Source organism: Paracidovorax oryzae ATCC 19882, assembly GCF_000687165.1.
In the GTDB taxonomy this organism is placed as follows: Bacteria; Pseudomonadota; Gammaproteobacteria; order Burkholderiales; family Burkholderiaceae_C; genus Paracidovorax; species Paracidovorax oryzae.
The window spans coordinates 18,498-37,224 of record NZ_JMKU01000031.1 but is presented as its reverse complement, the minus strand read 5'-3'; the positions used below and the strand labels follow the sequence as shown (position 1 = coordinate 37,224).

Sequence of the window (18,727 nt, the reverse complement as noted above, 5' to 3'; positions counted from 1 at the left end):
CGGGCCGACCGGGAGGGGGGCCACGCACCGATGGAGTGCAGCCCCAGGGTGGGGAACCATGGGGCATACGCCATCCGGTACCCCATCATGAGAACCTCCACGCTGATCGCCCCCACGCCCGAAGCCGCCGACGACCGTCCCGCTCCCCGACGAACATCCGCGCACGCGCCCGTGCGCGCCCCGGAAGGGCCGTTTCAATCGCTGCATGCCGCGCTGCACCAGACGGCCCCCACGCCCGAGGCGAGGCGCCAGGGCGCGGCACTGCTGCGCGATACGCTGGCGCGCGCCGACCTGCAGCAGGCCACCCTGCCAGAACGCCCCGAGGACCTGCACGACTGGATGGCCGCGAGCCACGCCGCCGTGTCGGCGCAGTACGGCGAATACCTGGCCGCGCGGCGCGCAGGCGAAGGCCGGCGGTATTTCCGCAACCGGGCCCACGCACTGCACTTCCTGCGGGCCGTGGCCCCGACCAAGCTGGTGGATGGCAGCTGGCTCTACGGCGTGATGCGCCACGCGCGCAACCCGCGCATGTCCGAACTGGTGCGCACCTACCTGGAAGAACTCGGCGACGGCGCCCCCGACAAGAACCACGTGCTGCTCTACCGCCAGCTGCTGTCGCGCTACGGCCTGTCGCAAGGGCCCGCGCTGCCCGACGCGCTCCATGAGCAGGGCGCGGTGCAGCTCGCGCTGGCCTGGAACGCCGAAGAGTTCCTGCCCGAAGTCATCGGCTTCAACCTGGGCTATGAGCAACTGCCGCTGCACCTGCTGATCACCTCGTACGAGCTCAACGAGCTGGGCATCGATCCGTACTACTTCACGCTGCACGTGACGGTGGACAACGCCGACACGGGGCATGCGCGCCAGGCCTGCGATGCCGTGCTGGCGCTGTTGCCGCGCCATGGCGATCCCCAGGCCTTCTGGCAGCGGGTGCGCGATGGTGCCCGCCTGGGCGACGTGGGCCTGGGCACCACCCGCGTGATCGCGGACTTCGACATCCGCGCCGAAGTGGTGCGTATCTTCCAGGCCAAGTGCGGCGCCGGGCAGGGCATGCATTCGGACTACTGCAAGGTGGCCGGCCGCAGCGTGAACGACTGGCTGTCGGCGCCCGAAGGCATGGATGCGTTCCTGGAAGCCCTGGTGCAGGCCAAATGGATCCAACCCGGCCGCCCGGTGGCGGAAAGCCGCTTCTGGGGCCTGCTGCAGGGGCCGCGTGCGGAGATGTTCGGCGTGTTCTCGCCCTACGAGCTGCAGGTGATCCACGACTGGATCCGCGGCGACGAGGCGAGCGCGGATGGCCAGGCCTTTTTCGAGCCGGCTGCCGCCAATGAGACGCGACGCCGACCCACTTTCCGCGCCCTGCAGCGCGCGCGCCGCAACGATGCCGGCGCAGCGGGCGGGGCCGATGTGCTCGACCCGGACCTGGTGGCCTTCAAGGAGCGCCTCGGCACGCTGGATGCCGATGCGCAGTTCGATGCCCTGGTGGCCGCGATGTCGCCGTCGGAGCACTGGACGCCGGTGGGCCTGTACGCCACGCGCCGCTTCGTGGCATCGCATCCCTGACTCCACGGCACGGGCCGCTGCAGGCCCGGAGGCCGGTACGAAGAATGCCGCCACGCTCCCGCGTGGCGGCTTTGCTTCCGGCTGCTCCTGCCGCTCAGGCGCTGCGCAGTGCCAATGCAGGCTCGCCCACCGCTACCGCCACCGCAGCATCGTTGGCCGCAGGCCGGCGCCGGCGTGCCTTGCGCACGTACTCCGGGTGGAAGCAGCGTTCGCTGCCGTCCGAGAAGGCCACGGTGATCGATTCCGATGCGATCGCGCTCACCGTGCCTTCCCCGTAGCGTTTCACGCGCACCGGCATGCCGAGTTCGAACACAGGGCGGGCAGGTGCCGCATCGGGCCCGGCGGCCACGGCAGCTCCTGCCGACGGCACGACGATGGCAGGCGTTGCCGATGGCTTTTCCGAGGATTTCTTCCGTGCAGCAGTCCCCGCGGCAGGGGGCCGGGCGGACGTCACGGCGGTGGGTGCAGCGGACGATGCCGCAGCATGCGCGATGGCCTGCTGCGCATCGAGCGCGGCGATCCGCCGGCAGTTGTCGCAGGTGCCGCAGCGCTGCGCCGGTCGGGCATGGCCGAAATAATCCAGCAGCAATTCCCACCGGCAGCCGCCCGTCTGCGCGTAGAACACCATGCGCTCGAGGCCGTCCTGGTCCTGCGTGCGCTTTTGTGCGTAGTCTTCCAGCAGTGCGATCAGCGCCTCGCTGTCCATGCCCGCGCGGCGCAGCGAGAGGCGGCCGTCGGTCTTCTGCGTGACGATGCGGCGGCGGCGCAGCAGGCCCAGCGCCACCTGCAGCTTGGGGCGAGCCCGGTCGAGGGATTGCTGCAGCAGGTCCAGCGTCCAGCCGTCGTGCGCGCCCGGCGGGGGCGACTGCAGCGCGGCGTAGAGCGCATCGAGGTCGTCGGGCGTGGGGTAGCGCCCGGCCAGGAAGAACTGCTGCACGGCCTTGTCCTTGCGCAGGAAAAGCAGCGTGCATTCGGCCGGCTGTCCGTCGCGCCCGGCCCGGCCGGATTCCTGGTAATACGCGTCCAGCCCACCGGGCATCTGGTAGTGCACCACGAAGCGTACGTCCTGCTTGTCGATGCCCAGGCCGAAGGCATTGGTGGCCACCATCACGCGCAGGTCGCCCGCCATGAAGCGGTCCTGCGCCTCGCCGCGCTCGGCGGCCGGCATGCGGCCATGGTAGATGCCCGCGGATTCGCCCGCGCCGGCCAGCAGCGCATGCACTTCCTCCGCAGCCTTCACCGTGGCGGCATAGACGATGCCGGAGCCTTCGGTGTCCTTCACGGTGCGCAGCAGGCGGTCGCGCTTTTCCTTCTCGTCGGCGAGCTGCTCGACGCGGTAGTGCAGGTTGGGGCGGTAGGTGCCGGTATCGACCACGCCCGAGGCGGGAATGCCCAGTTGCCGGCGGATGTCCTGTGCCACGGGGCCTGCGGCGGTCGCGGTGAGCGCGAGCACCGTCGGGCGGCCCAGGCGCGGCAGGGCCTGGGCGATGTCGAGGAAGGCCGGGCGGAAATCATGGCCCCATTGCGAGATGCAGTGCGCCTCGTCCACGGCCAGCAGATCCACGGGCCCGCCGGCTTCGAGCAGCGCCTGGAAGCGGGCGTCCGCCAGGCGCTCGGGCGTGGTGAGCACGATGCGCGCGCTGCCGTCGGCCACGGCCGCCTCTGCCGCGCGCGTTTCCTCGGCGTCCAGCGCGCTGTGCAGTTGCACGGCCGGCACGCCGCGCTCGCGCAGCGCATCGCACTGGTCGCGCATGAGCGCGATCAGCGGCGACACCACCACCGTGCGGCCCGCGAGCAGCAGCGCGGGCAACTGGTAGCACAGCGACTTGCCGGCGCCCGTGGGCATGATGGCCAGCGTGTTCTCGCCGCGCAGCACGCGGTCGATCACATCGCGCTGGCCCGGACGCAGGGCGCGCAGGCCGAAGGATTGCTTCAGGGCCGCCTGGATGCGGGTCTGGCTGGGAGGCCGCTGGGGGGCGGCCTGGGCGGTGGAGGAGGACATGGCGGCGATCCGGTCGTTGCAGGGCCGTGCACCGGGCGCCACGATGGCGTGCCGGCACGTGCACCTATGCTCGGGCCCGGGCCCGCCGCGGCGCGTGGGACGCCGCTTACCCGCCGTGTCATCCGGGAGCGTGCGCTGTCAGAACCGGGCCTGCAGGCCCACCGCCACGGTGCGGCCGCTGCCGGGCGTCACCCACAGCCGGCTCACGGACGTGGTGTAGTAGGTCTTGTCGAACACGTTGTCCACATCCAGCGTGAGTCGCACCGTGGGCGTGAGGCGCCAGTAGGCGACGATTTTCGCCGTGGTGTAGGCAGGCAGTTCGAAGGCGGGCGTACCGGCCTGGGCTTCGGCCTGGGTGCGGGCCGCGCCCAGCCGCCTGCCCACGTGCGTGACGCCGCCGCCCACGCCGTAGCGCTGGCCGCTGGCGAGCGCATCTTCGTACACCGCCAGCAGGCTGCCGTTCACGCGCGGCACGTTGATGAGGCGGCCACCGACCTCGAGCAGGTTGTCGCGCACCACGTCCACGTCGTTCAGCACCAGGCTCGCGTTCAGGCGCCAGTGCGTGTCGAGCTGCCCGGCCAGGTCGAACTCCAGGCCGCGGCTGCGCACCTTGCCTGCCGTCACCTGGAAGCTGCTGTCCACCGGATCGGTGGTCAGCATGTTGCGCTTGGTGATGTCGAAGAGGGCCGCCGTGGCGCCCAGGCGCTGGTCCGCGCTCTCCCATTTCACGCCGACTTCCAGCGCGCGGCCCTTCTCCGGCGCCAGCGCCAGGCCGCCGCGGCCCACGGCGGACGTGAAGCCGCTGTTCGGCCGGAAAGAGGTGCCCGCGTTGGCGTACACCGTCCACTGCGCATCCGGCAGCCAGCTCACGCCCACGCGCGGTGAGACGGCCGTCGGGTCCTGCCCGTCCGTGGTGCCGGTGCGGTGGTTGTCGTAGGTCTGCCGGTAGCGGTCGAAGCGCGCGCCGGCCAGCACGCGCCACTGCGGCGCCAGCTGGATCGCGTCCTGCACGTAGAGCGCCGTGTTGCGCTGGCGCTCGGTGAAATCGGTGTTCGGACCGGGCGTCGGCCGGGGCTGGCCGTACACCGGCCGGAAGATATCGATCGCGTAGGGCGCGGCGGCCGTGGGGTTGACGCGCAGCATGCGCGCATCCAGCGTGTAGCGATAGGTCTCCACGCCCAGCAGCAGTTCGTGCGGCGTACCGCCCCACTGCAGGTTACCGATCAGCTCGCCCTGCAGGGCCGTGTCGTCGGACGAGAAATCGCGGTATCTGCGCTGGCGTCGCAGGGTGCCGTCGGCCAGCAATGCCGAGGCCTCGGTGGAGAAGCCGTCCAGCCCCGTGGAACGGTAGGAGAGCGCGAAGCGGCTGCGCCACTGCGCGTTCCATTCGTGCAGCAGCGACAGCTGGTGGGTGGTGTTCTGCACTGTCACGTCGCCGTCACCCGGCTCGCCGAGGAATCGGCTGCGCGGTACGTCGCCGAGCCGGTTGCCGACCGCCACCACGCCCCGGTCCAGCGGCGCGCGGTGCCTCAGGTATTCGCCGCTGTAGTCCAGCACGGTGCTGCCGCCGAGCTTCCAGGTGAAGGCCGGGGCCACCACCTGGCGCTGCGCGCTGACGAAGTCGCGGAAGCTGTCACGGTCTTCCACCGCCACGTTGAGCCGGTAGGCCAGGTTCTCCCCCAGCGGCCCGGTGCTGTCGAGCGCTCCGCGGCGGTACGCATGGCTGCCCGCATAGGCTTCCACCGCGTTGGCAGGCTTCCATTGCGGGCGCTTGGTGACGATGTTGAGGGTGCCGCCGGGTTCGCTGCTGCCGTAGAGCGCTGCGGCTGGCCCTTTGAGGAACTCGATGCGCTCCACGCCCGCCATGTCGCGCGGCGCATTGAAGCCCCGGTTGCCGGAGAAGCCGTTGAGCAGGGTGGCCGAGCCGGTGTTCTCGTTGCCGGGCAGGCCGCGGATGGCGACGTTGTCCCACAGGCCCCCGAAGTTGTTCTGGCGCGAGACACCGCCCACGTAGTCGAGCACGTCGTCCAGGCGCGTGGCCCCGAGGTCGTCGATGGCCTGCCGGGTGATGACGCGCACGGACTGCGGCAGCTCGCGCAGCGGCAGGTCGGTCTTGGCGCCTGCCGCCTCCTGGGCCTGGTAGGTGCCGGAATCGGTGCGGCCGACGACATCGACGGTGGACAGCTGGGCGTCGCCGGAAGGGGCAGGGTTGGTGCCGGATTGCGCGCGTGCGCCGCCGGCCACGAGGGCCGCAGCGGCCATGGCCAGGGGCAGGGCCTTGAAAGAGGGATGACGGAAAAGGGAAGTCATGGAATCGAAGGGTGCAAAAGGGGACCGCAGCCCATGCCGGCATGCCGGGGTGCCATGCGGCAGCGCGCGGCATCGGGCATCCGCGTGTCCGTGGAGACGCGGTCCCGGGTCGGGAGGCTCAGAGGAAAAGGAAGGCGCGACCGGTGCAGGCCGCGGCGCGCTCAGGCCGGCCCTGCGGAGGGCACGGGCGCGATGGCGGCCCCTGCCGGTGGGCCGCGCGCCAGGAAGGGCTGGATGGTGCGGTGCCCGCGTGCCGTTTCGGCATGGGCTGGTGGGCTGGGGGTGGCGGCAGGCCCTTCCAGCCAGGGCTGCTGCGTCGGCTGCGGTGCAGTGGCTTGCAGGTGGGCGAAGGCCAGGCAGGCAGCGCATGCCCCGTGCTGCGGTGCCGTGTCTTCGAATGGCGCTTCGGGCGCAGCGGCGGCGGACGGGCTTTCTTCCTCCCCCGCTGCGGCCACCGCCGCCACCGTGGCAAGCACTGTGGGCTGCAGGGCTTGCCGCATGTGCGCCGCTTCATGCCACGACCAGCCCAGGCAGGCATTCAGCCACAGGGCCAGCAGCAGGAAGGGCGTGAAGCGGTGCAGTCGCATGGGAGTTTCCGAAGCGCGGGATGATAGCCGCGAGCCCGACCGTGCGGCCTTTGTACTTGTCGGCCTGCCGCGAAAGCCCATGATCGGACCGGCGCGCAGTTACTGCGCGACTTCATGCGGGACTACGTGAAGCAACAACAGGAAGCGGCGGAGTACGACGCATGGTTGCGCGGCAAGGTGCAGCGGTCGAAGGCCTCGGCCGACGCCGGCAATCTGGTGCCGGCCGCCGAAGTCGAAGCCCGGTTCGCGGCGCGCCGCGCTGCAACACGTCGCCGGCTTGACGGGTCGAACTGATGGAGCTGTTTCTGGACGCCAGAGGCCATACAGGACCGCGAAGATATTTACGACTACATCGAGACCGACAACCCGGCCGCCGCGCTGGCTCTCGATGGGCTGTTTTCAGAGAAAGCCGCGCTGCTGGTGGATCATCCACATCTCGGCCGGCCCGGGCGCGTGACTGGCACGCGCGAGCTGGTCGCTCATCACAACTACGTGCTGGTATATGACGTGGACCGCGACGTAGTGCGCGTGCTGAACGTTGTCCATGTCGCGCGACAATGGCCGCCAGCCCCGAAAAGAATTTGAGCAGTCCCCCGAGGCCGCGTCAGGCGGCGGGCGCCACGCAGACCCGGTCGCGGCCTTCCGCCTTGGCCTGGTAGAGGGCCTTGTCGGCCCGCTCGAGGATGGACGCGAGCGGTTCGCCCCCTCCATGGCAGAAGGCCAGGCCGATGCTGACCGTCAGGTGGCCCACGCCGGGAAAGGGCGCATGGCCCACGGCCAGGCGGATCTTCTCTGCCACAAGCCGGCCTTCCTCGCGATCGCGGGGTTCGGGCATCAGCACGACGAATTCCTCGCCGCCGAACCGGGCGACGAAGTCCGTGGAGCGCACGCAGCCGGCGATGAGGCCCGCCAGGTGCTGCAGCACCGCATCGCCCGTCTGGTGGCCGTGCGTGTCGTTGACGCGCTTGAAATGGTCCGCATCCACGATCATCAGCGCGAAACGTTGGCCGAGTTCGCGGCACCGCGCCGCATACGCCTGCAGCGCTTCGTCGAATCGGCGGCGGTTGTAGAGCCCGGTGAGCGGATCGCGCACCGCCAGGTTCTCGAGCTCCTGGTTGGCCTGGTGCAGGGCCAGCGTGCGTTCGCGGACCTGGTTCTCCAGGGAGGTATTGAGGCGCGACAGCTCCTGCTCGCGCTCCAGCAGCGAGGCCGTCATGGACTGGAAGGAGCGGTTCAGCTGGGCGACCTCGAGGGTGTCGGTGCCGTCCGGATAGCGGGGCTCGCCCTCGCGGCGCTCGATGGCCCGCGCCGCGTGCGCCAGCAGTTCCAGCGGCCGGCTGAACCGCGCCGCGAGCCGGTAGGCCACCAAGCCGCAGAGCAGGGCGGCGGCCAGGCCCAGCAGGGCGAGCTGCCGGCCCAGCGCGCGTGCCGGCGCCAGCGCCTCGTCCGCGGGCTGCCGCACGACGATGCGCCAGCCGAGGTCCGCGCCCGCCACGGACGGCAGCGCCACCGTGCTGCTCAGGTACTCCGTCCCGTCGGCCCACATGAGGCGCTCGTAGCGCGCGGACGGGCCAGCCTGGTCCGGCAGGCGGGTCTGGCCAGCGAGCCGGAAGGGGTAGAGCACATTGCCCGAGCGGTCGGCGATGAGCACCTCGATGCCGTGCCCCGCCGCGCGGTCCACGGCCACCGCCTCCACGGTCTCGGTCACCCAGTACCAGTGGGCATGGGCGCCGATCACGCCGCGCAGCGTGCCATTGGCGTCCACGATGGGCGCGGCGAAGTCGATGAAGCGCAGCGGCTGGTCCAGGCGACGTTCCGGCAGTCGCTTGGCCAGCAGCACGGCGTCGTGCACGTCGCCCACGAAAAGATGGGTGCTGGCTTCGCGGAACCAGGGGCGCTGGTCCACCTTCTCTCCGACGAGGATGCCGCCCGTGGCCTGGAGCACCTGGCCTTCCGGGGAGCTGATGCCGATCCAGGCGTACTCGCTGTGAGCGTCCTTGCGCTGGTCGAGCGCCCGGTGCATGGCGTCGCCGCCCAGGTCGCCCTGGGTGAACAGCGGCAGCTTGCGCAGCAGGTCGATCTCGAGCGCGCGCTCGCGCAGGTTGGTGGCGAGCAGGTCGGTGGCCGAGCGGGCCGTGGTGTGCAGCAGGTCCCCCGCGAAGCGCGCGAGATCCCGCGTGGCGATGCGTCCCAGGTAGAAACCCACACCCAGCACGCTCGCGAGCGTGAGCGCACCGAACCAGAGGGTGAGTTGGCCCCGCAGGCTGGGGGGGCGGACTGGCCGGGCGATCGAATGCATGGCGCGCATTGTCCGTCCGTCTGGCAGGGCAGGCGGCGGCGGCCCTGCGGAATTTCCGGAAGACGCGCATTCACTACAATGCCGCCCCTTTTGCGGCCCGCTCGAATCCCCACATGCCCATCATCGTCAACGAAGAACTCAAGGCCTACATCGATCCGCTCACGCCCGAGGAGCATGCCGCCCTGGAGCGCAGCCTGCTCGCGGAAGGCTGCCGCGATGCGCTCGTGCTCTGGGGCGACGTGCTCGTGGATGGCCACAACCGCTATGGCATCTGCCAGAAGCACGGACTGCCGTTCAACACTGTCCAGCACCCGCATTTCCGCTCCATGGAGGACGTGCACCTCTGGATGATCGACCAGCACCTGGGGCGCCGCAGCGTCTCGGACTTCCAGCGCGGCGTGCTGGCACTGCGCAAGCGGGAGATCCTGGCGCAGCGCATGGGAGCCGCCGCCCCCGCCGCGGCCCAGGGCCCCGAGGCGGCAGAGGCCGCGGACGGTTCAGCGCCGTGGGAAGGGCCGGCCGATGCCGCATCCGCCGGACCGCAGGACGCCGCGGCGGCGGTGCCGGAGGCCGAGCCGCTGAAGAGCCGCGAAGCCATCGCCCGGGCGGCACGGCTGAGCAGCAGCCAGGTGGTGATGATCGAGAAGATCCAGAAGCAGGCGGCACCCGAACTGGTGGCTGCCGTGCGCTCGGGCGCCATCTCCATCAACACCGCGGCCGCCGTGGCGACCTTGCCGGAGGAAGAGCAGAGGGCGGCAGCGGTGGCCGGCAAGGATGAGCTGCGCCAGGCCGCGAAGCGTGCACGCGACGCTCGGCGCAAGCCGCGTGCGGAAATTCCGCAGGACGGATCCGTGCCGGAGGGCCCGGCCGGGGGGAGCGAGCCATCCGTGCCCCAGGACGACATCGAGGCGCTGCGCCGCCGCGTGGCGGAGCTTTCCGCCGAAAACGAGGCCCTGCGCGGGGAAGTGGCTCGACTGCAGGCACTGGTGGGAGCGTAAGGCGCCGCGCGGGACGGTTGCTCCTTCTTTTGCAGGATATGGCCTACGTGCGCGGCGGTGCCTGCACCCTATGATCCGGTGCTTCCCGCCCCGCACCCCTCCATGCCTTCCCAACCCATTCCGAACGACAAGATCCGCCACAGCATGCCGCTGCGGATGCTGCTGGGCTTCGTGCTGGCGGCGCTGGCCACCACCGTCATCGCCGTGTTCACCTACCAGTCGCAGCAGGACCGCGGCGAGGCGGTGAGGCGCATCAATGCAGCCGTCGAGTCGATCGTGCAGATCCAGTACGTGCTGTCGATCCTCAAGGATGCCGAAACCGGCCAGCGCGGCTACCTGCTGGCCGGCGAGCCACGCTATCTCGGCCCTTACGAGACCGCCGAGGCCTCGCTGGGGCCCGAACTGGAACGGTTGCGCGGGCTGGTGGGCGATTCGCCGCGGCAGCTGCGCCGCTTCGAGCAGCTCGCCCCGCTCGCGCGCCAGAAGATGTCCGAGCTGCACGAGACCATCCAGCTGCGCCTTTCCGGCCAGGCGGACGCGGCGCTGGCCGTGGTGCGCACGGACCGCGGCCGTGCCACCATGGACGCCATCCGCTCGCTGGTGCGCGAGATGATCGCCGCCGAGCGCGAAGAGCTGGAGGAGCGCCGCGCGATGTGGGAAGACTCGGCGCGCTTCGCGGCGTACTTCACCTGGGGCAGCTCGCTGCTGCTGCTGGTGTTCATCCTGGGCGTGGCCGCCATGACGGCCGCAGACCACCGCACCAAGGCCCGCGAAGCCTGGGTGCGCAGCGGCCTGATGGGCCTGTCCGACGAAATCCGGGGCGACCTGCGGCTGGACGAGCTCGGCCCGCGCGTGCTGGCCTACCTGGCGCGCCGCCTGGGCGCGCGCGTGGGTGCGGCCTATGTCTCCGACGGGCACGGCACCTTCCGCCGCTTCGGCGCGTACGCGCTCTCCGGCACCGGCCCCGAGCGCATCGGCGTGGGCGAGGGGCTGGTGGGGCAGGTGGCCCAGACGCTGCAGCCGGTGCATGCGCGGCATGTTCCCGCTTCGCACCTGGAGGTGCAGTCCGGCGTGGGCCACAGCACGCCCGCGGAACTCGTGGTGCTGCCGGCCGTGCACAACGGCGTGGTGCAGGCTGTCATCGAACTGGGCTTCTTCCGCCCCGTGCAGCCCATCGACATGGTCATGCTCTCGCGCGCCTCCGAGCAGCTTGCCATCGCCGTGCGCTCGGCCATCGACCGTACCCAGCTCGAGGCCCTGCTGGACGAGACGCAGCGGCAGGCGGAAGAGCTGCAGGCCCAGCAGGAAGAGCTGCGCGTGAGCAACGAGGAACTGGAGCAGCAGAGCCGCGTCCTGCAGGAGTCGCAGGCGCAGATGGAGGCGCAGCAGACCGAGCTCGAGCAGAGCAACGCCCAGCTGGAGGAGCAGACCCAGCAGCTGGAATACCAGAAGCAGCAGCTGCTGCGCGCGCAGGATGCGCTGTCCGACAAGGCCCGCGACCTGGAGCAGGCGAGCCAGTACAAGAGCGAGTTCCTGGCCAACATGAGCCACGAGTTGCGCACGCCGCTCAACTCCAGCCTGATCCTGGCCAAGCTGCTGGCCGACAACAAGGGGGGCAACCTCACGGATGAGCAGGTGCGCTATGCCGAGACCATCCACGGCGCCGGCAACGACCTGCTCACGCTCATCAACGACATCCTCGATCTCGCGAAGATCGAGGCCGGCCAGGCCACGGTGGACATCGAGCCCGTGAACGTGGCGCGCGCGGTGCAGTCCATCGTGGAGCCGCTGCGGCCGCTGGCCAGGGAGAAGAACCTGGCATTCAGCGCCGTGGTCGAGCCGGGCGTGCCGGACGTGCTGCGCACCGACGCCCAGCGGCTGGGCCAGATCCTGAAGAACCTGCTGTCCAACGCGATCAAGTTCACCGAGCGCGGCGAGGTCGCGCTGCGCGTGGCGGCCCAGCCCGACGGGCGGGTGGCGTTCTCGGTGCGCGACACGGGCATCGGCATCCCCGACCACCAGCAGAAACTGATTTTCGAGGCGTTCCGCCAGGCCGACGGCAGCACCCACCGCAAGTACGGCGGAACGGGCCTGGGCCTGTCGATCTCGCGTGATCTTGCGCAACTGCTGGGAGGCAGCGTCTCGGTGCAGAGCACCTCCGGCCAGGGCAGCGTGTTCACGCTGGTGCTGCCGTTGCAGCCCCCCGAAGGCGCCCAGGCCCAGGCGGTCGAGCAGGCACCGGCCCCCGCGCCGCAGCGCGCGGTGGCTACGGCCAGCGCCACGCCCGTCTCCGCCACGCCGGCGGAGGTGGCCGAGCAGCCGGCCCTGGCCCCCATGGCGGCCCCGCCGCGGCGCCCGGCATCGGCGGTGGCCGACGACCGCGACACGCTCCAGGCCGGCAAGCGCACCATCCTGGTGGTGGAGGACGACACGCGCTTCGCCCGCATCCTCTACGACCTGGCCCACGAGATGGGCTTCCAGTGCATCGTCACGCACAGCGGCGGCGAGGGCCTGGCCGCCGCCACCGACTACATGCCCAGCGCCGTGGTGCTGGACATGAACCTGCCCGATTTCTCGGGGTTGGGCGTGCTCGACCAGCTCAAGCGCAACCCCGCGACCCGGCACATCCCGGTCCACGTCGTGTCGGTGGCCGACTATTCGCAGGAGGCCCTGGGCCTGGGCGCCATGGGCTACGCGCTCAAGCCCGTCAAGCGCGACGAACTCGTGCAGGCACTGCAGCGCATGGAGGCCAAGTTCACCCAGGCGCTGCGCCGCGTGCTGGTGGTGGAGGACGACGATCGCCAGCGCGAGAGCATGCGCCACCTGCTGGCCAACGGCGACGTGGAGATCGTCGGCGCGGAAACCGCGCAGCGCGCGCTCCAGCTGCTGCGCGAGAGCACCTTCGACTGCATGGTCATGGACCTGAACCTGCCGGACCTGAGCGGCTACGAACTGCTCGAGCAGATGGCCGGTCAGGAGGAAGTCGCCTTCCCGCCAGTGATCGTCTATACGGGCAGATCGCTCTCGCGCGACGAGGAGCAGCGGTTGCGGCGCTTTTCCAAGTCGATCATCATCAAGGACGCCCGCTCTCCCGAACGCCTGCTCGACGAGGTCACCCTGTTCCTGCACCAGGTGGAGTCCAGCCTGCCGGCGGAGCGCCAGCAGATGCTGCGGCTGGCGCGCGACCGCGAGGCGACCTTCGAGGGCCGCAGCATCCTGGTGGTGGAGGACGACGTGCGCAACATCTTCGCGCTCTCCAGCGTGCTCGAGCCGACCGGCGCGAAGGTGCAGATCGCACGCAACGGCCGGGAGGCGCTGGAGGCGCTGGAGCGCTCCCAGTCCGGCGATGCGCCCCAGGTGGACCTGGTGCTGATGGACATCATGATGCCCGAGATGGACGGATTCACCGCCATGCGCGAGATCCGCAAGCGCCAGGAATGGCGGCGCCTTCCCATCATCGCCCTCACGGCCAAGGCCATGAAGGACGACCAGGAGAAATGCCTCGCGGCCGGCGCCAACGACTACATCGCCAAGCCGCTGGATGTCGAGAAACTGCTGTCCCTGGTGCGCGTGTGGATGCCCAAGTGAACCCCGAAGACGAAGCCCGGGCGGCGCTGCGCCGCAAGACCTTCGACATCGAGCAGCACCTGCTCGTGGAGGCCATCTACCGCCGCTATCACTACGATTTCCGCGGCTACGCGCAGGCGTCGCTCAAGCGCCGCCTGCAGGCGGCGCTCACGCGTTTTTCCTGCCGCACGCTCTCGCAGCTGCAGGACCTGGTGCTGCACGACCCGGAAGTGTTCCCGGCCATGCTCGAGTACCTCACCGTGCAGGTGAGCGAGATGTTCCGCGATCCCACCTATTTCCGCGCGCTGCGCGAGACGGTGGTGCCGGTGCTGCGCACCTACCCCTCGCTCAAGATCTGGGTGGCCGGCTGCAGCACCGGGGAAGAGGTGTATTCGCTCGCCATCCTGCTGCGCGAGGAAGGCCTGCTGGAGCGCACGCTGATCTACGCCACCGACATCAACGCCAATGCCCTGCAGAAGGCCGAGGCCGGGGTGTACGCGATCGACCGCGTGCCGTCGTTCACCGAGAACCATGCCCGCTCCGGTGGCAAGGGATCGCTGTCGGAGCACTACACGGCCGCCTATGGCCGCGTGGTGTTCGACAAGAGCCTGCGCCGGCACATCGTGTTCTCCGACCACAGCCTGGCGACCGACAGCGTGTTCGCCGAGGTGCACCTCGTCTCCTGCCGCAACGTGCTCATCTACTTCGACCGCGAACTGCAGGACCGGGCGCTGGGCCTCTTCAGCGATGCGCTCTGCCGCAAGGGTTTCCTCGGCCTCGGCTCGAAGGAATCGCTGCGCTTCTCGTCGCATGCGCAGGCATTCGATGAACTGGTCCCGCCCGAGCGCATCTACCAGAAGCGGGGGGGCGCATGATCCGTCCCACCGCCGCCCCGCAGGTACCTGCCCGGCCGTTCCAGGCGATCGTCATCGGCGGCTCCGCCGGCAGCATCGAGGCGCTGTCCGTGCTGCTGCCCGCGCTCGGGCCTGCGCAGCGCGCCGCGGTGTTCGTGGTGCTGCACCTGCCGCGCGACCGGCGCAGCCTGCTGTGCGAGATCTTCCAGCCGCGCTGCGCGCTGCCGCTGCGCGAGGCGCAGGACAAGGAGCCGGTGGAGGCGGGCACCGTCTATTTCGCGCCGCCCGACTACCACCTGCTCATCGACGCCGGGCCGTCGCTGGCCCTGTCGGTCGATGACCCCGTGCACTTCTCGCGCCCGTCCATCGACGTTCTTTTCGAGTCCGCCGCGGACGCCTACGCCGGGCGGCTGCTGGCCATCCTGCTCTCCGGTGCCAACCACGACGGGGCCCAGGGCATCGCGGCCGTGCAGGCCGCGGGCGGCACGACCATCGTGCAAGATCCCGAAAGCGCTCCCATGAGTTCCATGCCCGAAGCGGCGCTGCAGCTGTGTACGCCGGCCCATGTCCTTTCGCCGCAGCGCATCGCCGACTGGCTGGCCGCACTGCCGCCGGGAGGACGCGCATGATCGCGCCGCCGCGCATTCCCCCTGCCGCTCCAGTGCCGCAGCGCCACGCCGTCCCGGTGAAGTGCCTGCTGGTGGACGACGTGCCGGAAAACCTGATCGCGCTCGAGGCCCTGCTGCGCCGCGACGACGTGCAGATCCTGAAGGCGGCCTCGGGCCCCGAGGCGCTGGAGCTGCTGCTGGCCCACACCGACGTGGCGCTGGCGATGCTCGATGTGCAGATGCCCGAGATGAACGGCTTCGAGCTGGCCGAGCTGATCCGGGGCAGCGAGCGCACGCGCCACATCCCGCTCATCTTCATGACCGCGGGCTCGCGGGACCAGAACTGGCAGTTCAAGGGCTACGAGAACGGCGCCGTCGATTTCCTCTACAAGCCCATCGATCCGCACATGCTGGTCAACAAGGCCAACGTGTTCTTCGAGCTGCACCGGCAGAAGGTGGCGCTGGCCTGCGAACTGCAGGACCGCACCCACGCGCTCAAGCTCAGCGAGATGTTCATGGCCGTGCTCAGCCACGACCTGCGCGGCCCGCTGAGCGCCATCCTCGCCAGCTCCGCCGTGCTGCGCAAGACGCAGGAGCCCGACAAGGTACTGGCCATGGCCGACAAGGTGCAGACCAGTGCACAGCGCATGGGCCGCATGATCGAGGACCTGCTGGACGTGACGCGGGCGCGCCAGTTCGGCGGGCTGCCGGTGCGGGCGGCGCCGGCCGACCTGGGCGAACTCGTGCAGCGCACGGCGGCCGAATGGCGCACCAGCCATCCGGAGCGCATGATCGAGGTGCAGCAGCAGGGCGACCTCGGCGGCCAGTGGGACGCCGAGCGCCTGTGCCAGGTCGTGTCGAACCTGCTGGGCAATGCCATCCACCACGGCGACCCGCAGCAGCCTGTCCAGGCCACGCTGGACGGCAGCGCGCAGCACAGTGTCGTGATGACGGTCCGCAACGCTGGGGAGATCCCCCAGGCGCTGATCCCGCAGCTCTTCGACCCCTTCCGCGGGCGCGAGCGCGAGCCTGGCCGCCACCAGGGACTGGGGCTGGGCCTCTACATCGTCCACCAGATCGTGCAGGGGCACGGCGGAACGATCAGCGTGTGCTCGCGCGATGGGCGCACCATCTTCCGCGTCGAGCTGCCGCGCGAGGCGCCGCCCTGCGCGCTGTCCGGAAGGGATTGACGGACGGGATGGACGGGGCAGGGCAGGAGCGCCACCGGCCCCTGCCTGGCGGCCCCGGGCTCAGGCCGCGCCGGGCCTCAGCGCGCTGCGGATCGATTCCATCAGCGCTTCCAGGTCTTCCAGCTCGAAGGGCTTGAGCAGCGCCCGCACGTTCGGGCCGAGCGTGTCCAGCCCGTGGCCGAACTGGTAGCCCGAGCACAGCACGATCCAGCGCTGGGGATCGACCTGCAGCAGCTTGCGGCACAGGTCCGTGCCGGACATGCCCGGCAGGCTCACGTCGGTCACCACGATGTCGAAGGGCTGCGGCCCGTCCAGCTTCAGGGCTTCTTCCGCGGTGGCGCAGGACGTGACTTCGCGGTCGTCACCTTCCAGCAGCATGCCGATGGTTTCGCGGAGTTCGGCGTTGTCTTCCACGTACAGGATACGCAGGGGGGTCATGGAGTGGTCTGTCCCTTGCAAGGGTTCGAGGGTGGAAGGTCGGAGGGAATCGGTGGCGTGAGCCTGCGCGGGGGACTGGATCATGCCAGCATCCGCACCTTGGACTCGCGCTCCCACTGGCGTGTCGTGGCCGCCTTGATGAAGGCCGGGACATCGTCCGGAGCCAGCACGCCGGCGTCCGGCTCGATGCCGGCGGCCGCCAGGATGGGCTGGGAGCCCTTGCAGGCGGCGATCGCCTTGAGGTGGCCATACGCGTCGCGGAACCAGTCCACCGCCGCGGCCTCGCGGGCCAGCTGTGCGCCGGCCTTAGGCGCCAGCACGGAGGCCACCGCATCGAACACCACCGACGGCGTACCCGCGAGCTGGCCGTCGGCCGGCAGCCGCGAGCCGTCGGACAGCACGGCGCCGCCGACCTTGGGGGCCACGATCTTCACTTGCGCGCCGGCCTTTTCTGCGGCTTTGCGCAGCGCGGCGATCGGCTCCGGCGCCGATCCGTCGGCCACCAGGATGCCGATGCAGCGGCCCTGCAGCGTAGGCTTCATGCGGTCGATGATGCGCAGCGCGGGCGACAGCGGCAGGTCCTGCGCGGGCGCCGCGGCCGGGAAGGGCGCCGGCATGTCTGGCAGGCCGAGGCCGTCCGCGACGCGCTGGGCCAGGCCCTCGTCCACGTTCAGCAGCTGGGCGACGACGGCGACGCGCACGCGCTCTGTCTCCACCTTCGACAGCTCGAACACCAGCGCGGAGGCCATGTGCGCCTGCTCGATGGCGCTCTGGCTGCGGTAGAACAGGCGAGCCTGGCTGTAGTGGTCGGCGAAGCTTTCGGGCCGCAGGCGGCCCTTGGCGCCGTCATCGCCGGCCAGGCGCTCGGCGAAATGCCGGAATCCCTGGGCCACGGAGGCGCGTGGCGTGTCCTGCTGCAGGCTGCTCGGCTCATAGGCCACGCGGCCCTTGGGCACCTGCATCTGCATGTGGCCGTCGCGCTGCATATTGTGGAACGGGCACTTGGGCGCGTTGATCGGGATCTGCACGAAGTTCGGGCTGCCCAGGCGCGAGAGCTGCGTGTCCAGGTAAGAGAAGAGCCGGCCCTGCAGCAGCGGATCGTTGGAGAAATCGATGCCCGGCGGCACGTTGGCGGGGCAGAAGGCCACCTGCTCGGTTTCGGCAAAGAAGTTGTCGGGCCAGCGGTTCAGGGTCATGCGGCCGATGGTCTTCAGGGGCACCAGTTCCTCGGGCACGAGCTTGGTCGGGTCGAGGTGGTCGAACGGGAAGCGCGCGGCCTCTTCCTCGGTGAAGAGCTGCACGGCCAGGTCCCATTCGGGGAAGTCACCCGCCTGGATGGCCTCGAACAGGTCGCGCCGGTGGAAGTCGTTGTCGGCGCTCTGCAGCTTCACGGCCTCGTCCCACACGGTCGATTGGATACCCAGGCGCGGGCGCCAGTGGAACTTCACGAACGTGCTCTCGCCCTGCGCATTCAGCAGTCGGAAGGAATGCACGCCGAAGCCTTCGATCGTGCGCAGGCTGCGCGGGATGGTGCGGTCGCTCATCGCCCACATGATCATGTGCAGGCTCTCGGGCATGAGCGAGATGAAGTCCCAGAACGTGTCGTGCGCGCTCGCGGCCTGCGGGAACGCGCGGTCGGGCTCCATCTTCACGGCGTGGACGAGGTCGGGGAACTTCATCGCGTCCTGGATGAAGAACACGGGGATGTTGTTGCCGACCAGGTCCCAGTTGCCTTCGTCGGTGTAGAACTTCACGGCGAAGCCGCGCACGTCGCGCGGCGTGTCCACCGAGCCCGCGCCGCCGGCCACCGTGGAGAAGCGGCAGAACACGGGCGTCTGCCTGCCGACCTCGGTGAGGATGCGGGCGGTGGTGTACTTTTCCAGGCTTTCCGTGAGCTCGAACACGCCGTGCGCCGCGCTGCCGCGCGCATGCACGATGCGCTCGGGAATGCGCTCGTGGTCGAAATGCGTGATCTTCTCGCGCAGGATGAAATCCTCGAGCAGCGTGGGGCCCCGTGGCGTGGGGCGCAGCGAATTCTGGTTGTCCGCGACGGGAATGCCCTGCTGCGTGGTGAGCACCGGATGGCTGCCGGCGGCCTGCTGCTGCAGTTCCCCACCCTGGCCGCGCGCGGTATCGCCGGTGGCCGCGGCAGAGGCAGAGGCAGAGGCAGCCTGCACCTTCGGAGGCGATTTCTTTCCGGCGGAGCCGCTCGGGGAGGGGGTGTTCTTGGGCATGGGACGTTCCTTGTGGGACTCTGGTCCGCAGGGTGCGGAGCGTGGGGGCGGAAGACGGCATCTTTTTCCGCCATGGGGAA

The 18,727-nt window shown here is 70.2% G+C and carries 13 protein-coding genes and 1 pseudogene; 8 read left to right on the top strand and 6 right to left on the bottom strand.

What is annotated here, in order from left to right:
* Positions 1 to 87 precede the first annotated feature (87 nt).
* Entirely contained in the window at positions 88 to 1,560 is a 1,473-nt protein-coding gene (locus T336_RS0119615) for an iron-containing redox enzyme family protein (RefSeq protein ID WP_244883999.1), read from the top strand.
* Positions 1,561 to 1,654: 94 nt separating this feature from the next.
* Here the strand turns inward: T336_RS0119615 and T336_RS0119610 are convergent, their stop codons facing one another.
* From T336_RS0119610 to T336_RS0119600, 3 genes are all read right to left on the bottom strand, one after another.
* Positions 1,655 to 3,562 carry a RecQ family ATP-dependent DNA helicase gene (locus tag T336_RS0119610; protein WP_026433820.1) on the bottom strand — a complete coding sequence of 636 codons (1,908 nt, stop codon included), beginning with the start codon at positions 3,560 to 3,562 and terminating at the stop codon, positions 1,655 to 1,657.
* 138 nt (positions 3,563 to 3,700) lie between these two features.
* On the bottom strand, positions 3,701 to 5,872 hold the full coding sequence (locus T336_RS0119605) for a TonB-dependent siderophore receptor (RefSeq protein WP_026433819.1): 2,172 nt from the start codon (positions 5,870 to 5,872) through the stop codon (positions 3,701 to 3,703).
* Between the two features lie 161 nt (positions 5,873 to 6,033).
* The gene (locus tag T336_RS0119600; RefSeq protein ID WP_026433818.1) at positions 6,034 to 6,459 is read right to left on the bottom strand and encodes a hypothetical protein; all 426 of its coding nucleotides are present in this window, start codon (positions 6,457 to 6,459) and stop codon (positions 6,034 to 6,036) included.
* A gap of 66 nt (positions 6,460 to 6,525) precedes the next feature.
* Here T336_RS0119600 and T336_RS25430 point away from each other — a divergent pair.
* Together T336_RS25430 and T336_RS26285 are read left to right on the top strand one after the other, a co-directional pair.
* Positions 6,526 to 6,753: pseudogene (locus T336_RS25430) on the top strand (hypothetical protein); the annotation flags it as partial.
* Positions 6,754 to 6,780: 27 nt separating this feature from the next.
* Positions 6,781 to 7,044 carry a type II toxin-antitoxin system RelE/ParE family toxin gene (locus tag T336_RS26285; protein WP_084151472.1) on the top strand — a complete coding sequence of 88 codons (264 nt, stop codon included), beginning with the start codon at positions 6,781 to 6,783 and terminating at the stop codon, positions 7,042 to 7,044.
* 19 nt (positions 7,045 to 7,063) lie between these two features.
* On the opposite strand, the gene T336_RS0119585 is transcribed toward T336_RS26285, so the two are convergent.
* Entirely contained in the window at positions 7,064 to 8,758 is a 1,695-nt protein-coding gene (locus tag T336_RS0119585) for a sensor domain-containing diguanylate cyclase (RefSeq protein WP_026433817.1), read from the bottom strand.
* 113 nt (positions 8,759 to 8,871) lie between these two features.
* Between T336_RS0119585 and T336_RS0119580 the strand changes: the two genes are divergently transcribed.
* The 5 genes from T336_RS0119580 to T336_RS0119560 all read left to right on the top strand — a co-directional run bounded on the left by T336_RS0119580 (position 8,872) and on the right by T336_RS0119560 (position 15,975).
* Positions 8,872 to 9,756 carry a ParB N-terminal domain-containing protein gene (locus tag T336_RS0119580; protein WP_026433816.1) on the top strand — a complete coding sequence of 295 codons (885 nt, stop codon included), beginning with the start codon at positions 8,872 to 8,874 and terminating at the stop codon, positions 9,754 to 9,756.
* Between the two features lie 102 nt (positions 9,757 to 9,858).
* The gene (locus T336_RS0119575; protein ID WP_026433815.1) at positions 9,859 to 13,344 is read left to right on the top strand and encodes a response regulator; all 3,486 of its coding nucleotides are present in this window, start codon (positions 9,859 to 9,861) and stop codon (positions 13,342 to 13,344) included.
* Positions 13,329 to 14,198 (top strand): CheR family methyltransferase, encoded by an 870-nt coding sequence (locus T336_RS0119570; protein ID WP_375576917.1) that lies wholly within the window; start codon positions 13,329 to 13,331, stop codon positions 14,196 to 14,198. Before T336_RS0119575 ends, T336_RS0119570 begins: the two co-directional genes overlap by 16 nt.
* Positions 14,195 to 14,806: a chemotaxis protein CheB gene (locus tag T336_RS0119565; protein WP_019702774.1), complete on the top strand. Its 612-nt coding sequence runs from the start codon at positions 14,195 to 14,197 to the stop codon at positions 14,804 to 14,806. Before T336_RS0119570 ends, T336_RS0119565 begins: the two co-directional genes overlap by 4 nt.
* Positions 14,803 to 15,975 (top strand): hybrid sensor histidine kinase/response regulator, encoded by a 1,173-nt coding sequence (locus T336_RS0119560; protein WP_026433813.1) that lies wholly within the window; start codon positions 14,803 to 14,805, stop codon positions 15,973 to 15,975. The genes T336_RS0119565 and T336_RS0119560 overlap by 4 nt, the downstream gene beginning before the upstream one ends.
* A gap of 60 nt (positions 15,976 to 16,035) precedes the next feature.
* Here the strand turns inward: T336_RS0119560 and T336_RS0119555 are convergent, their stop codons facing one another.
* The gene (locus tag T336_RS0119555; RefSeq protein ID WP_026433812.1) at positions 16,036 to 16,404 is read right to left on the bottom strand and encodes a response regulator; all 369 of its coding nucleotides are present in this window, start codon (positions 16,402 to 16,404) and stop codon (positions 16,036 to 16,038) included.
* 89 nt (positions 16,405 to 16,493) lie between these two features.
* Positions 16,494 to 18,647: a catalase gene (locus tag T336_RS0119550; protein ID WP_026433811.1), complete on the bottom strand. Its 2,154-nt coding sequence runs from the start codon at positions 18,645 to 18,647 to the stop codon at positions 16,494 to 16,496.
* Between the last annotated feature and the right edge of the window lie 80 nt (positions 18,648 to 18,727).

What these genes read in the sequence shown, in the direction of transcription:
- T336_RS0119615 (WP_244883999.1), top strand. Translation starts at nt 88, where the DNA reads ATGAGAACCTCCACGCTGATCGCCCCCACGCCCGAAGCCGCCGACGAC.
- T336_RS0119610 (WP_026433820.1), bottom strand. Translation starts at nt 3,562, where the DNA reads ATGTCCTCCTCCACCGCCCAGGCCGCCCCCCAGCGGCCTCCCAGCCAG.
- T336_RS0119605 (WP_026433819.1), bottom strand. Translation starts at nt 5,872, where the DNA reads ATGACTTCCCTTTTCCGTCATCCCTCTTTCAAGGCCCTGCCCCTGGCC.
- T336_RS0119600 (WP_026433818.1), bottom strand. Translation starts at nt 6,459, where the DNA reads ATGCGACTGCACCGCTTCACGCCCTTCCTGCTGCTGGCCCTGTGGCTG.
- T336_RS0119585 (WP_026433817.1), bottom strand. Translation starts at nt 8,758, where the DNA reads ATGCATTCGATCGCCCGGCCAGTCCGCCCCCCCAGCCTGCGGGGCCAA.
- T336_RS0119580 (WP_026433816.1), top strand. Translation starts at nt 8,872, where the DNA reads ATGCCCATCATCGTCAACGAAGAACTCAAGGCCTACATCGATCCGCTC.
- T336_RS0119575 (WP_026433815.1), top strand. Translation starts at nt 9,859, where the DNA reads ATGCCTTCCCAACCCATTCCGAACGACAAGATCCGCCACAGCATGCCG.
- T336_RS0119565 (WP_019702774.1), top strand. Translation starts at nt 14,195, where the DNA reads ATGATCCGTCCCACCGCCGCCCCGCAGGTACCTGCCCGGCCGTTCCAG.
- T336_RS0119560 (WP_026433813.1), top strand. Translation starts at nt 14,803, where the DNA reads ATGATCGCGCCGCCGCGCATTCCCCCTGCCGCTCCAGTGCCGCAGCGC.
- T336_RS0119550 (WP_026433811.1), bottom strand. Translation starts at nt 18,647, where the DNA reads ATGCCCAAGAACACCCCCTCCCCGAGCGGCTCCGCCGGAAAGAAATCG.